Below are 14,622 nucleotides of genomic sequence, written 5' to 3'. Positions count from 1 at the left end.
TTCTGAAGGACGACACGGACATTCACTTCCTGCTGTCGGGCTGGGGCATCGGCTTCGAGCGGCTGAAGCAATTGCAGGCGGCCGCGAACCTCTCCAACGTCTCCTTTGTCGGGCGGGTCGAGGATTCCGAGCTCGAGGCGCTTTTGACGTCCGCCGACCTCTGGATCATTCCGTACCGCAAGGACGTCGCGGGAGTGTCGGTGCCGAGCCGGTTCTACAACCTGCTGGCGGTCGGCCGTCCCGTGGTGCTGGTGTCCGAGCCGGAGGCAGAGGCCGCCTTGACCGTGGTCGAGAACGGGCTCGGCTGGGTCGTGACGCCGGGCCGCGCCGATCAGCTCGCCGCGGCGATCCGCACGGCCTCCGCTGACGAGGACGGCGGCGTCGCTGCGCGGGCGGTGAAGACGGCCGAGCGATTCGACAGCACGACCGCGATGAACGCCTATGCGGCGCTGATCGACGAATTGTTGCGCAACCCGGACCTGTCGGAGCAACGATGAGCGACGCACAAAGATTTCCCCGGCGCGCAGCTAAGTGGCTGCCGGCTTACAAGGCTGATGTGCCCACCGCCAGCTTCAATCCCTCGGTCATGCTGAACGGCGGTCTCCAGCCGGTCGACAGGGCGGCGGAGGTGTCGAGCTCCATGGAGCCCAGCAGGCTGTGGCGCAGTTCCGGCCGAGTCGCCCGGAGGGCGACCGCCAACACCGGAGTAGGGATTGGCAGAAGGATGGCCGGCTTGTTCATGGCCTCGCCAATCCGACGAACGAAAGCTGCGGTCGAAATCTGCTCGTCGTCGGCGACTAGATAAACCTGATACCCGGGGCCCCCTTCAAAAGCGACCAAATGCGCGACAAAGGAAGCAAGGTTCTGCACGCTGATGAATGCCCGCTTATTGTTGACAAGACCAAGTGGAAGGGGGATTCGCCGCCTGATCGCACCCACGAGGTAACGGAAATTGCCTCGTGCATCGCTTCCGTATACCAGTGGTGGGCGCACCACAGCTATTCGCATCCTAGATTCACTTGCCAAGCGCTGCAGGGCAGTCTCCGCAGCCGCCTTGGACTGTCCGTAGACGCCGCGCGGCACCACTGCGTCGAGCGACGTGAATTGTCCTCGCCCGTCCGTCGAGCTTCCGTTGACTAGGATCGTGCTCAGGAACACGAACTTCGATACCTGGGCTCGCGCGGCCGCGTGGGCTAATTGCATCGTGCCTTCCGTATTGACCGCGTTATAGAGTTCACCGGCATGCTCTTCATTGGGGTGGTGCACGCGCGCGGCCAGATGGATCACCGCGTCCACGCCCGCAAGCGCGGCGTCCCAATCGGTGGCCGGTCCGATCGAACCGACCACGACGTCGTCCTCCCCGGCACGTCCGTCGCGTAACGCGCGGCGCGCACGATAACCGCTGCTATCGAGCAAGGGGACGAGATTGCGTCCGATAAATCCGGTTGCGCCGGTGACGAGAACGATCGGTCGATTCATGGCGTTGCGCACTCCCAGGGGTACCGATCAGTGCGGATGAGTTCGGACGGCTTGCTTAATGGTCGAGACAAAGCTCTCGGCAAACTCTCGCACGCGCTGGCCGAGTTGATCGTTTATCGCACGCACGACGAAAACAGGTTGCTCGAAATCCTGCAGAAGAGCAGCGAGCGAGGCGGCATCATCGGTACCGAAATAACGCGCGCGCTGTTCCGCCTGTTCACGGTGCACGTCGATGTCGGACAGTATCATCGGAACGTCGAAAGACTTTGCTTCCTCGACCGTGGTACTCCAACCCTCGAAGCGCGACGGATTGATCAAGGCAGCACAAGCACGCAGAAGAGCGTAGACATCGCCGAGCGGGATCATGCCGAGATATCGGAACTGCTGCGCCAGACCGCGATCTGCCGCCTCGCGCAGGATTTGCTCCAGATACTCTGGTTCATGCGGATCGCCCCCGCCAGACGCCGCGACCACCGGACGGACGCCGCGCTGCGCAAGCAAGGCAAGCGCGTCCAGAACGATCCTGTGGTTCTTGTGTCGCCAGAACTGATTGGGGACGTAGAAATAAGTTCTCGGCAGATCGTACTTCCGAAGCACCTCCACAGGATCGAGCTTGAGCAGCTCGGCCGAAGGCTCGCTCGCAAACTTTACAACGGCGGTTCGGCCCTTTGTGCGCGGATAGTAGGCAAGGCAATCGCGCTCGGCGCTGTGGCTGCTCAGGACGATGGTGCGGCCGGACAGGACCTGCAGCTGAAATCCCAGCTCACGCCGCCGTCTCGCCTTGTTCGAGAACAGTTTCGGCAGCTGCCGATGCTGGAAGTCGGGAATCCAGGCCACGGTCGGATAGGGCGACTTCCATCCGAAGAAGCGGGCGTTCTCCCAGACCGCATCGATCTTATGGCTCCGAAAACTTGAGATCGCGCCGCGATCCTGGGCGAACATAGTCGGCATCAACGATGTCAGCGCGGGACGATCGAAATGCGCCGAGCAAACAGTCTCGGCATTCGGGACCTTCTGGATGATCGCGAGTTCGCCGGCATCGTGAGCCTCGCCCGCGAACACTACGGGTCTAATGGCGCCCGGGCAGTACTTCGCCAGCGCATGGAAAAGATTGAGTTGATAATTGAAGCCTCCCGCCCAAGCCTTGCGAGAAATCAAGGTGAAGGCGAGCCGGATGGGGCGGGCATCGCTCAATGGGCTTGCCCCTTGAACCAGCTGACATACTGGGCAATGCCGTCCTGGACCGGGATCTGCCAGCTGAATGGTATAGCGGCGAGCCGCCCTGGGTCAGCGATCAAGCTGAAGGGATCACCCGCACGAACAAGGCCCGAGAAACGAACAGCGATATCTCCACCCCAGGCTTTTGTGATCATATTGGCGATCTCGACAACGCTGGTCGGCACGCCGCTGCCGCCATTCAAAAGCAGGGGCACATCATCAGCTTGCGCGAGCCACGCAAGCAGTCGAACGACATCCCGCACATCGGTCCAGTCACGCGCCTCATTGCCGGTGCCACCGAGCACGAGTTCGCGCTGGCCTTGCCCGAGTCGCACGCAGAGATCCCACAACAGCTGTTTGCGCAGCGCGGGACCGTAGACTGAAAACAATCGTACGATGGTGGCACGAATCCCGAACGAATCCGCGTAGCTGCGGCAAAGCTGCTCCATGATCAGCTTATGATGACCATAAGGCGACATCGGCTGCGTAGCGGCTTGCTCCGAAATCGCGCCGGTATGATGCGTACCGTAAACGGCGGCACTGGAGACCACGACCAGCCGGCACTCGCGTGAGGAATGGCGCAGCCATTCCAGCAGGCCCGCTGTCGCGCCGACGGTGCGGGAGAAGTCCTCGTAGGGCTGCTCGATCGAGCGCGCCACCGATGAACCGCCGGCCAGGTGAAGGATCGCGCCTGGGATGCCTCCACGCTGAACAAGGCTATCCAGATTGGGCGCGTTGATCTCGCCGTTGATCCAGTCCGTCAGCCCGAGTCTCCGCCGATCCGTATCGTCGATCGCTCCATGGCCGACGCCATACACGCGCTCACCGTCTCGAGCAAGTTGAGCGATCAGATGACGCCCGATGAAGCCATTTCCGCCTGTGACCCATACGCTCATGGGGCCCCCTTGCAGCCGCGCAAGTCGATACGGTCGGTTGAACTACCCATAAGTTTCGTCCACCCGTCCAACCAGAACAGCCGGATTGCCAGCGACGATGGTGTCCGCCGCGACATCCTTGGTGACCACCGCGCCCGCACCGACTATCGCGCGCGCGCCAATTTGAACGCCTCGAAGAACATACGCACCCGCTCCCACCCAGGCATCGTCTCCGATCGATATGGGCCGGTCGTCCAGGTCGATGTCAGCAGGATGGCCGGTCGTGAAGATCTCCCTGATCTGCTTGTGTCGGGCATGGTGGTCGATCGGATGCGTAAGATTGTCGAACAAGTTCGCTCCATGGGCAACCAGCACACGATCACCGAGAGATATCGCTCCCCCCGACCAGATGCGCGCGCCTTCGCCGACGTAGCACCATGAGCCGATCTCGATGCGGCCGCCGTGAGCGAACGTCAGCAGTTCACCGCGGATAATGCTGTGCTCGCCGACGCGGATCAATCTCGCATCGCGTCGGATGTTCCGGATCCTCGCAGTGCTCAGAAGGCGAGCGCCGACGCCGAGCTCGCAAGTCGGTCGTCCCAGCAGCCGTTGCAACAGGTGATCGAGATTCATCTGGTCATCTGGATGCAGGCGATCGCACGCGCACACCCGGCCTTGTCGTCTGTCCGCCCCCGTCCGCTGTGAGGATCGAATGCGGTCGCGTTCTCGACGGCGGCCTGCGTTGCTCTTTCCCAGCCCTGCTGGCGGTAGCTGAAGAACTCGACCTGATAGGCGGACGGACCGAACGCATTGATGAGCCGGTCCAGCATGCGGGCATCGAACAACTGAAACCAGCCGAAATCCTCATGTCGGCCATAAGGAACAGTGATGAAGCAGCGACCACCCGGCCGGACGATGCGCCTGAATTCAGACATTGCGGCTGAAAATCCGAACTGATCGCTCTCGGCCTTGCTGCGATCTTGGGTGTACAACAACGTGTTGTCCAGTCCAACGTGTTCGAGCGTCGAGATGGAAATCAGCGCGTCGAACAGCGCGTCCCGAAATGGGCTTTCGCGGAAATCTCCGAAAACGTAAGAGTAGCCCTTGTGCCAATAGCACCGCTTTTCCGGCGCCAAGGTCATCAGGGTCAGATCTGCCCTGTCGAGAGGATCCCGGCTCAGAATATACTCGTGATTGAGGGTCGAACCCGCGTCCAACACTTTTCCAAGCGGACCGGCGGCCCTAAGGCACGAAAACAGCCAAGGATACTCCACCACGCGCTCATCCAGCCCGATGCCGAAACTCGCAGGAAGTGCAGCATTCGGGCGAACCATGTTCTGATCGATTGCCTCCACAATGGCTCGCTTTTTCCGCGTATAGTACCCAAGGCTCCACGGTGGACAGCCTCTCAAGGCATGTACCGGCAGCAGCGTGGCGTCCAGCAGCTCTTTCGCCTTGAATAGGGCACTGTCCAGGTGCATCCGTCTCTCCTGTTTGGCGATGATCGGGAGGAGCATGATGTGCCCGTTCCCTGTGGTTATCGCCCGCCTGCTTGAACAGCATCGTATAATATCATGCAAGGGGAACCGGCGACATGAGCCGCTCGGTGCGGGTTCGAACCGCCTATCCGGCTATATACTTCCTACCAGATCGACGAAGTCACGCCATTGACGCGGCTTTGTGTAAGTGCGGTTCAATTCGTCTCGACCGTGCGCTGCGATCTCAGCCAATCGAGGCCAGTTTGCCAGGGCCTGCGAAATCGTCGGCGCAGCAAGCTCGGCTGCTCCATAGGTCTCGATTGTCACGCCCGGAGTCATACCGGGCGGGTAATTCCCGTCGTCAGAGACCAGAAGCGCTCCGCAGCCCATCGCCTCGAAACACCGCATGTTTCCACGGTCAGTCCCAGCCATGTCGATTGCACCGTTGAGCGCGATCTTGGAGGCCCCAAGAAGCTCGTAAAAGCGCCGCCCGAATACCGGCGGGCGGGCGATCATAGCTACCGCCGGTGGTCGTCTGTGCTTCCCGAGACCAGGAAGTAATCGGCCGAGCTTGGATTCGGCCAACCGAGTAAGACGCGACGAATCCAGGTGGAATGCAACCTCATATGCACTGGAAAGAGCCGCGACCTGCTCCAGCGTCTTGGCCCGCGCGGAATGATGCCGCGAGTAGCCGCCGACGAAGAGAACGTCGATCGGCCGCTCGCCGTGGCCATACTCGCTCATGACCGGATCGAGCGCCGGGAAGAACAGTTCGGCGCGGCAACCCTTGTTCCGCCAGGCTGCGAGAATAGACGGAAAGTTGCCAAGCACCGCGCCATAGGCTGTCAGGTCGGCGCTGCCCGAGGGAGCAGCGCGCCAACAAAGGGTCGTTCGGACACATCCAGGCAGTTTGCGAACGAAGGTACTCGGAAAGCGCACCGGATCGAGATTATAGAAAACCTCGGTTCTATGCTGCTCGATCTGGGCGAGAAGAATGTCCTCGAAACTGGTGTTGCTCGCGAGCCCGTTCTCTCGCGCCCACAACCGTTGCATAACCTCGTCGTCGCCGTTGGTGAAAAACGCGGTGTTTTCACCGTCGATGACAGGCTTTAAAAAATGCAGTGCGCCGAAACGGTCGGCAAGGAAGACGTCTCGCCGTTCCTCGAAGCTTCTTGCTGATTTCGCGAGCTGGTTGAGGTAGGGCAGGTAAGATGCGTAGATCCCGCTATTCTGAAATACACGCATTGGTCAGGCAGCCTTCGCAAGGGCCCACTTCATATTCAAGTATGGCCAGATATGCCCGGTCGATTCCCAGCTCCACGATTTGCGGCTGGCGTGACGCTCGACTGCAGAGCGCAGTCGCGATTCATCGACCAGCTCAGAAAACATCGGAACTTTGCTGTCGAGCAGGCAATTGACCCAAGGCGCCAAGGGCCCGTTGAGCCATTCTGGCATTGGCGAGTTGAAGCCGACCTTGCGTCGGCCCATCCGGATCGCCTCAGGCATCGTTCCCGCCATCGCCTGGCGCGCCACCATCTTGGTGTAGCCTTGCGACCATTTACTCTCGTCAGGCAACGCCATGGTGTAGGTTACAAGCCGCCAATCCATGAACGGCATCCTCACCTCGATGCCATGCGCCATCGAGAGGCGGTCGAAGTTCCGCAAGATGGTCGGCAAAACGGTACTGTGAAACATGCGATAAAGCCGGCGGTTGAGCGGACCCCAGCTCGACGGTAGCCTGTCGCCCTCTGCTGCAAGGTCGAACGGCTTCGGGAGCGCGCGTAGGCCGCCTCTCAGGAAATATCGTCCCTGCCGCGCCAGTATCGCGGCGCGTGAGATATCCGCTGCCCGTCTTGCAAGTTGCGAATGCAGCGTCGCCGCCGTGATGGCATTCCGGAGCTTGAAAGCAGTGGATCGCCCCTGCTGCAGATAAGCGCCCATCAGCTCGTCGGCGCCGTGGCCGTCGAGCGAAACAGTGACGTTGTGCCGGCGGAGCTCACGATAGATCAGCCAGACTGCGCTAGGCAGACTGATATACACGTCGTCATTGTCGTCGATGATACGATCGATCTCGTGCAACGCATCCTTGTTCCCGATCTCGAGCATGGTCGGAGAAATGCCGGCCCAACGCGCTGCTTCCTCGGCCATCGGCCGTTCGTCGTTGGATGAGCCCGGAAAAGTCGCAACGAAGGCGTGACGCCAAGACACATTGTCCCGCGGACCAAGCCCGCTTTTCTCGTGCGCTGCCATGGCGCACGCCACGGCCGAAGAGTCGAAGCCACCAGACAGGCACGTGCCGATCGGCACGTCACTGCGCATGCGAAGCGCCACCGAATCCATGAACAATTCGCGAAATCGCTCGATACGCTCCGGCTGGGTTGTCGGGACCTCGGGAAGATGATCGACCGTACGCCACCAGCGCTTGATCTCGAGGCGCCCTCCCCGCAACCACATGCAGTGTCCGGCCTGGAGGCGACTGACTTCGCGCCACAATGTCCGCGTGCTTGCTTCGACGCCGAAGGGGTCGACCATCAGCCGCCGGGCGACGTCGGCATCAAGAGCGCCGTCAACGAGCTTGCTTCGAACCAGGGCGCGCTGCTCTGACGAAAACACGAACCGCGACCCCGACCTTGCATAGAGCAGCGGCTTCACGCCGAAGCGATCGCGCGCAAGAAAGAGCTCTCGCGTGGCTGAGTCGTAGATCGCGAGAGCCCACATGCCGTTGAATTTCTGCAGCATGGCTTCGCCCCAGGCTTTCCAGGCCACGAGAATCACTTCCGTGTCCGAATCGCTGTGAAAAACCGCGCCTGCGTTTTCGAGCTCACGGCGCAACTCGAGAAAATTATAGATCTCGCCATTGAAAACGATCGCATATCGTCCATCGCTGGACAGCATCGGTTGCGAGCCGCGGTCACTGACGTCGATAATCGCCAGCCGCCGATGGCCTAATGCGACAGCGCGGTCCGTACTAAACCAGGCACCCGCGCCGTCCGGGCCGCGGTGCGAAAGCAAGTCAGTGAGCCTGCCAAGTTCGTCCGCCGCGACCGGCCTGCCTCCGAAATCGACGATCCCAGCTATGCCACACATCAGTCCAGGTAACCCATATGGGGAGCGGAAATTCTCGACGCCGCGCAGGTCTCCGCGCTCTCCTGCGGCCCTTAACGCCAGCTCATCACCGTAACCACACAAAGGCCCTTAGTGCAATGACACGTAGATCTTCGCGGCAACTGGCGCGGTAAGGGCCGAATTGGGACGCCGCCGCCACTGCTGTAAAGATCGCAATGGCGGAGACGCAATAGAGGCCGCCGACAAGGGGCCAGCTTGCTTGCACATCAAATCCATCCAATCTTATCAGTTGCCCCAACAAGAGCGCTGCTCCTATGCCGACGAGCAGCGGCGACGCCACGAGATGCGCGAACCGCGACCAAATAGAAACCCGCCTGAAGGTCGACTTGAGCAAGAGAGCGGTCGCAACATTCTGGGCCACGACGCCAATACATGAGCTCCACCCGGCCGCAGACCATCCGAAATAAGGAAGCGCAAGAGCGCTGGTTGCCAAAGTGAAAAACGCTGTCACCAGGGAAATCAGCGCTGTCGACTTGGAACGGCCTTGCGCCAGCAGAAAGAATGCAAACACATTCACGCTGCAGCCAAGCATGCCGCCGATCGACAGGACGATCAGCACATGACGCGCACCCGAAGCCAGCTCCGGGCCTGCCCATAACGTCAGCAGAGGGCCAGCAGCAGGAACGATCGCGCCGAGCGCGCTCGCAGCAAGCAAATTCAGGATCCACGAGGAGCGAAAGACCAGCTCCGCTTTGCGCTCAGAGGTTTCCTTCTGGATCCCGCTGAAGAAGGGAAACAAGATCTCGCCAACTTTAAGGATGCCGATGTAGACGGCTTCTTCGAGCCGCTGAGCAACTGAGTAAAATCCAACGAACTGAGGCGCCAACATGATTCCGAGCAAATAACGGTCGGCCTGTGACGCGATCAACGCTCCGCCTTGGGCTGCCACTTGCCAGGAGCCGACGTGCAAGATCCGGCGAATGGGTTCACGGTGCAGAGCCGGCCATGTCATCCAATGGCTCGCGGATAGAAGAGCCAGCACAAGGACTGCTGCAAAGTTCGCCATCAAGCCCGCTGCCTGACAAGCCATGAAGGTCGAGGGCAGTGGCCGGTCGGGCAGCAGGACCAGCATTGATCCGGTTGTAACCACTGTGCCGAGAATGGCGGCGGCTGAGATTCGCGCATAGTCCTGCCGTGCGATCAGGAGCGCGAGAGGAACCGACATCAGGCACTGGCAAAGCCAGCCGCTTGCGCCAAAAGCGAACGTGGTGCCGAGATCCTCCCCAGTTTTGCCGGGCAAGTTGAAAGCCAGACGCGCCAGCTGCGGACCGGCAAAGGCAAGCACGAACGACAGCAAGAGGCCGACCACGAGCGCCATGAACATCGCTGTCGCAAACAGCCTGCGCGAGTCACCTATCTGCTCGAGTGAGAGCCCGTGAGCCAATTCCCGTGAGGTCGACAACGACAAGGCGCTACTGAACATCACAGCCGGGGCCACACAGGCCACCACCAGGGAAGCCACACCAAAAGCGGGCACACCGAGCCGGTGCACGGCAAAGGGCAGAATCATCAGATTCAACGCTGCGCCGACGATGAACGCCGCAACGTTCCAGATCGAATTTCCGACCAGCCGCTTCGAGCCGTCGCCCTGCTTCATCGCGCCACGTGAGCCAGTCGCTCCATCACCGGAATGACCGGATCCCTTCAACGACATCCTGCTGCTGAGCCGCAGTTATCTCGGCGAACATCGGCAGGGACAGAATCCGGCTCTGGTCCCGAAATGCATGTGGGAAATCTTCCGGACGATGACCGAAACGACTATAAGCCGGCAGAAACGGCAGCGCAGTCGGATAGTTGACGGCTGTCTGTATTCCTTTTGACGCGAGGTAGGCGGCCAATTCGTCACGCTTCGGATGCTTGATTGTGTAAAGATGATAGACGTGATCCCGGCCCGAGACCACTTGAGGGATCTCGATGGCTTCGATCTGACTGAGAGCACTGTCGTAGCGCTTCGCCGCCTCCTGACGCGCTTTGGTCCACCCGACGAGGTGGGGTAGCTTTGCCGAGAGGATCGCAGCCTGCAATCCGTCGAGCCGACTATTGATCCCCTCGATATGATGCTGGTGCTTGACCAATCCTCCGTGTCGCGCCAGCATGGCAATCCGTTCGGCGAGTTCAGGATCCTTTGTAACTACCGCGCCTGCATCACCCATCGCTCCCAGATTCTTTCCGGGATAGAACGAATAGGTCGCCGCAGCGCCGAAGGTTCCGACTGCCTGGCCGTCGAACTGGGCGAGATGAGCCTGCGCGCAGTCCTCGATAACCCAGAGGCGGTGCTTCTCCGCAATAGCCATGATCGCGGCCATGTCAGCAGGCTGCCCGTAGAGATGGACCGGAATGATGCCGACGGTCCGCGGGGTAATGGCGGCCTCAACCGCAGCCGGGTCGATCGTGAAGGTCGCTCCGTCGGTGTCGCAGAACTTCACTGTTGCACCGGCATGCGTGATCATCGCTGCCGTCGAGATCCAGGAATGCGCTGTGGTAATCACCTCATCGCCCGGGCGAACATTCAGCGCCGCCATCACAAGATAGAGCGCGTCCGTTCCATTGGCACAAGAGACACAGTGCTCTACCGACACCGCGCTTGCGAAATCGCGCTCGAAACGATCGACGTAGCTCCCGCGAATGAACGCATTGTCGCGAATGACGGCTGCGATCGCATCGTCGATTGCTCCCTTGATAGTTTGATATTGTAGCTGCAGGTCCGCAAACGGGACTGACATCAGATTCGACTCCGAGTCTAAACAGAATCAAGTGAGGAAGAACAACCGGCTCTCGCCCGAGCTTAACCTACTCGCGCGGTGTCGACCCGGTGCTGTCTCCAGCGAGACAGCGAGGCTACGCTGAACTCCTCCTTGTACGTTTCAAAGCGTTCAAGCATGTCCTTCTCCAGAGCCCTTGGCATACGCATTCGCGCGGGTCGTTCAGGGTATCCCTTGCTATCTGCGCCCCCCACTTGCAAAAGAGCCCGAAAGTCAACCAGCATTTCGATTTCTAGTTCGTAGTGCCTGCGCGCCAGGGTGAAAATGTCGTCCTCAGGCAAGACTGGCGTCTCCACGATGGCGATCACGTCGCCAGAATCAACATCGGCATCGACGAAATGCAAAGTTATGCCGAGCGGAACCCCATGAAATATACTCCATTTGAAGGCATCCAAACCTCTTGCGGCAGGAATGATGCCGGGATGAGCATTAACGATTTTCTTTCGACCGATCGCGGCGGGAGAGAGGATGCCCGCTCCGGCAATGAGATAATAGTCCGCCAAGTCGGGCATCTCATTGTAAGTGCACGGTATGAACTCAATGTTGTATGCGCGAGCAAGGTCCCGGGTGACTGCCGCGGCTGATTGGTCGGGCCGGTGCTTAAACAGTACCTCGCGCTCGGGCCGCGGCGAAAACGGCAGCGCGAATAATTTGATCTCAACCTCTCGGGACGCTCCCAGCCTATTCCGCAGCAGGAGACCTGTAACGAGCTGTTCCGTCTTTAAGTGCTGGAAGTCGTACGTTATGATGCCTATCGTTGTCAGCTGACTAGACATCATCGCTTGCCCGCTGGCCCAGACGGCTCATTCTCGGGGAGAAGTGAATGGACACATCCCTTCCCGTTTCGATGGATTCGTAAAGCGCGGTGATCAATTCCAGACTCTTACGTCCTTGAAGCCCGTCGACAAGCGCTGCGCCACGACCGACAAGGCATTCGACGACGTGCTCATAATAGGCTTGATGGCCAAAGCCGTAGACATTCGGCGGGTTGACCGAGAATTTTTCGATAACCTCCTTATCCGAAGGCAGTTCGTCGAGGAAGCGCCAATGGCGGATTTTGTTCATTGCAAAGCCGCCGACCTCCACGGCCCCCTTTTCGCCTAGGATGGAGAGCGAGCCTTCGAGATCGGCCGGCCGCACTGCGGTCGTCGCCTCGATAATTCCTAGTGCGCCATTACGAAACTTCAAGGTTGCGACGGCCGTATCTTCGGTCTCGATCTTGACCAACGCTGTCGTGCTCCGCGCCTGGACGCTGACTACGTCACCGAAGAACCACTCCAACATATCGATGTGGTGGCTCGCCTGGTTGGTGAGCACACCGCCATCATAGGCCCAAGTGCCGCGCCAGGGGTCCTGGTCGTAATAGGCTTGGTCACGGCACCAACGCACGCGAACGGTCCCTAACACGAGCCGCCCGAACCGACCGGCATCCAGGGCTTCTCGCGCCTTGACGATTGGCACGTTGAACCGATTTTGCTTGACGACAAAGAGCTTTACCCCGGCCTCGTCGCACGCGCGGATCATTTCGTCCGCGTCCTGAAGGCGAAGAGCCATGGGCTTCTCGACTACTACGTGCTTTCCCGCCCTTGCACACGCAGTTGCATGTTCGGGGTGCAGCCCGCTCGGGGTCAAGACGGCAACGGCATCGATATCCTTCCGCCCAAGAAAGTCTGCAATGTCATAATGCGCCCCGACGTTGAATTTGGATGCAAGAGCATCTGCGCGTGCCCGAATAGGATCGCAAACGGCCACGAGACGGGCGCCCTTGATGTGATTGCCGCCGAGCAAGTCAGAGTGGCGCTTGGCAATCCGACCGCATCCGAGCAGGCCAAATCTAATCATCAAAGCTTCCTGTTCATATCGATAACGCTCGCCCCCCACACGCGAAGCGCTTATATTCTCAAAAATCTCGGTAAATCAAGAGGTTTGCGATTGAGCGAACATTACGCCGAGTCAGTCGACCAGACGAGGTTTTCAGGACATCGAGCCAGTTTGGGAAATCGGAACCAAATCAAACTGAGAAATCTCCCGCGCGGCCGACGCGGCCACTCCATAACCAAGTGCCACGAAAAGGAAGCCGGCACTGCTGAGTGTGCCGTACACCATCGAGAGCAAGAGGGCGAATGTAAGGAAGCAAAGTGCAAAAAGCGCTTGGCGACCTTGTCTCGCAGACGAGTACAGTCGGGTCCAAATTACAACAATGAGGCTGACCAGAACCAGGCTGGCAGGTATCCCAAGCTCAACCGCGGCTTGAAGAATCGTATTGTGGACTTGAGAGGAGACGCACGATCGTTTTTCAAATCGGCCAAGTCCAATGCCGGTCACGCCCGCTTCAGGAAGCTCCGCCAAGGCCTCTATATAAACATGCCGACGGATATCGAGCGAGTTGTTAAGATTGACGAGCGCGCAGCCGACGGCTGGCACTGGATCTTGCTGCGGTTGTAGACTTTCAACGGCATACTTGGCGTACATAACTGTTGAGTCTAGCTTAAATAATGCGCCGCCGAGAACCGACAAAGCCACAAGCCCAACAATTGCCGCGAAACGGCGACGCTGCTCTGGAGGCGCAATGATCGCGCCGAGGACAAGCGCGCCGAGAAGTGCGATGAAAACAAATCGCACTTGAGCCGCAGCGAAGATCGCAATCGGAACAACGCAAATCGGCGCGACCAATCCGATTTTGATAGCCGAGCAGGCAAACGCAAACAGCAACAAGCCAAGCAAGAGTGCAAACACAACCAACGGATGATCGTACTGACCAAAAATCAACGGTCGTCCGTGGACCTTAGAAGCTTCGCTGTTGAAGGCGAAAAGTGTTAGAATAGTGCCCAGCGCGACCATCATGACGAGGATCAATAAAAAGCTTCGTTTCTGCATTGCTCCAGGTAGCCCGCGAGAGACCGCGTAGGCGGCGAGAGCAAGCGTGAACAGCGCGGCTTCCGGCACAGCCGGTGGGTGCTGGATTGCGGACAGACCAAAAAGCCCGCAAAGAGAAAGCCAAAGAAGATCAGCGAATACGAGTGAGCGCCAACGTCCAAACAGGATAAGGAACCCTGTAACAATAGCTAGATAGATACCCGTGAAGAGCGACCCAGTCCCAAGCCAGACGTGCGCCAACACAGCGACAATATTGGCGCAAAGCAGGAGAGCCAGACATATCTGGTTAGCTACATCCCTCACCACCCGTCCCCTCTCTGCCTTCGACCCTCACAACAAATCACATACCACGCATTCCCACATGAAGCCCGGTACGAGACCTGAGCTCAACGAGCTACCAAATCGCATGATGTTGATAAGCGAAGATTTCTGAGGCAATTTTGGCTTCACCACTTTCCTCCAAGGGGCTCAAGCAAACCTGGGATTGAGCTAAAGCTGTAGCGAGTCCGCTCTCACCACCTGCGCCTACCTTACCGTTTCCGTTGAGATCCTGATGAAAGGTAGCCTCCAATAGCTCAAGAGTGGCGTTGCCACCAGACACGATTTGCGTCAGATTCGTCAAATAATTCCCATTCGCGTCCGTACTCCACACTGTGTAGTTGTCGGCACCCGGGGTCTTCCAGGCAAAATCAAATCCGCTCGCCGTCTGCTCGGCGCCGATCGGCACCCAAGGCGCGAACTGGCCGCTCGTAACGGCCACCCCGTTGTATTTCAGGACCGGTCCGGAACTTCCCAAGTAATAATTTG

At 59.3% G+C, this 14,622-nt stretch carries 13 protein-coding genes and 1 pseudogene; 1 reads left to right on the top strand and 13 read right to left on the bottom strand.

Translation table 11 applies throughout. The features are described 5' to 3' along the window. On the top strand, positions 1-497 hold a 497-nt coding region (locus SE92_RS33725; RefSeq protein WP_157096004.1), incomplete at its 5' end, for a glycosyltransferase. Between the two features lie 46 nt (positions 498-543). Here SE92_RS33725 and SE92_RS33720 read toward each other — a convergent pair. From SE92_RS33720 to SE92_RS33660, 13 genes and pseudogenes are all read right to left on the bottom strand, one after another. After that, entirely contained in the window at positions 544-1,479 is a 936-nt protein-coding gene (locus SE92_RS33720) for an NAD-dependent epimerase/dehydratase family protein (protein ID WP_063203051.1), read from the bottom strand. A gap of 27 nt (positions 1,480-1,506) precedes the next feature. Then, positions 1,507-2,673 carry a glycosyltransferase family 4 protein gene (locus SE92_RS33715; protein WP_063203048.1) on the bottom strand — a complete coding sequence of 389 codons (1,167 nt, stop codon included), beginning with the start codon at positions 2,671-2,673 and terminating at the stop codon, positions 1,507-1,509. Beyond that, on the bottom strand, positions 2,670-3,593 hold the full coding sequence (locus tag SE92_RS33710) for an NAD-dependent epimerase/dehydratase family protein (RefSeq protein WP_063203046.1): 924 nt from the start codon (positions 3,591-3,593) through the stop codon (positions 2,670-2,672). Before SE92_RS33710 ends, SE92_RS33715 begins: the two co-directional genes overlap by 4 nt. Positions 3,594-3,635: 42 nt before the next feature. Next, positions 3,636-4,205 (bottom strand): acyltransferase, encoded by a 570-nt coding sequence (locus tag SE92_RS33705; protein WP_063203044.1) that lies wholly within the window; start codon positions 4,203-4,205, stop codon positions 3,636-3,638. Beyond that, positions 4,202-5,053 carry a methyltransferase domain-containing protein gene (locus tag SE92_RS33700; RefSeq protein ID WP_198172871.1) on the bottom strand — a complete coding sequence of 284 codons (852 nt, stop codon included), beginning with the start codon at positions 5,051-5,053 and terminating at the stop codon, positions 4,202-4,204. The genes SE92_RS33705 and SE92_RS33700 overlap by 4 nt, the downstream gene beginning before the upstream one ends. A 150-nt stretch (positions 5,054-5,203) precedes the next feature. Further along, positions 5,204-6,295 carry a glycosyltransferase family protein gene (locus tag SE92_RS33695; RefSeq protein WP_063203040.1) on the bottom strand — a complete coding sequence of 364 codons (1,092 nt, stop codon included), beginning with the start codon at positions 6,293-6,295 and terminating at the stop codon, positions 5,204-5,206. A 3-nt stretch (positions 6,296-6,298) separates the two neighbouring features. Next, positions 6,299-8,137 (bottom strand): asparagine synthase (glutamine-hydrolyzing), encoded by a 1,839-nt coding sequence (gene asnB, locus SE92_RS33690; RefSeq protein ID WP_063203038.1) that lies wholly within the window; start codon positions 8,135-8,137, stop codon positions 6,299-6,301. Positions 8,138-8,222: 85 nt separating this feature from the next. Next, complete coding sequence (locus SE92_RS33685; RefSeq protein WP_063203035.1) at positions 8,223-9,773, bottom strand: lipopolysaccharide biosynthesis protein; 1,551 nt, start codon at positions 9,771-9,773, stop codon at positions 8,223-8,225. A 25-nt stretch (positions 9,774-9,798) separates the two neighbouring features. Then, positions 9,799-10,899: a DegT/DnrJ/EryC1/StrS family aminotransferase gene (locus SE92_RS33680; protein WP_063203033.1), complete on the bottom strand. Its 1,101-nt coding sequence runs from the start codon at positions 10,897-10,899 to the stop codon at positions 9,799-9,801. A gap of 62 nt (positions 10,900-10,961) precedes the next feature. Next, entirely contained in the window at positions 10,962-11,441 is a 480-nt protein-coding gene (locus SE92_RS36980) for a formyltransferase family protein (RefSeq protein WP_198172869.1), read from the bottom strand. A 265-nt stretch (positions 11,442-11,706) separates the two neighbouring features. Continuing rightward, positions 11,707-12,780, bottom strand: coding sequence for a Gfo/Idh/MocA family protein (locus SE92_RS33670; RefSeq protein WP_063203902.1), 1,074 nt, complete (start codon positions 12,778-12,780; stop codon positions 11,707-11,709). Between the two features lie 132 nt (positions 12,781-12,912). Next, entirely contained in the window at positions 12,913-14,118 is a 1,206-nt protein-coding gene (locus tag SE92_RS33665; protein ID WP_157095800.1) for an O-antigen ligase family protein, read from the bottom strand. Positions 14,119-14,209: 91 nt separating this feature from the next. Beyond that, positions 14,210-14,622 (bottom strand): annotated as a pseudogene (locus SE92_RS33660) (hypothetical protein); the annotation flags it as partial.

The sequence above is a fragment of the Bradyrhizobium sp. AT1 genome (assembly GCF_001590795.1).
Classification (GTDB): domain Bacteria; phylum Pseudomonadota; class Alphaproteobacteria; order Rhizobiales; family Xanthobacteraceae; genus Bradyrhizobium.
The sequence above is the reverse complement of the archived record's forward strand: the minus strand, read 5'-3'. Positions and strand labels throughout refer to the sequence as shown.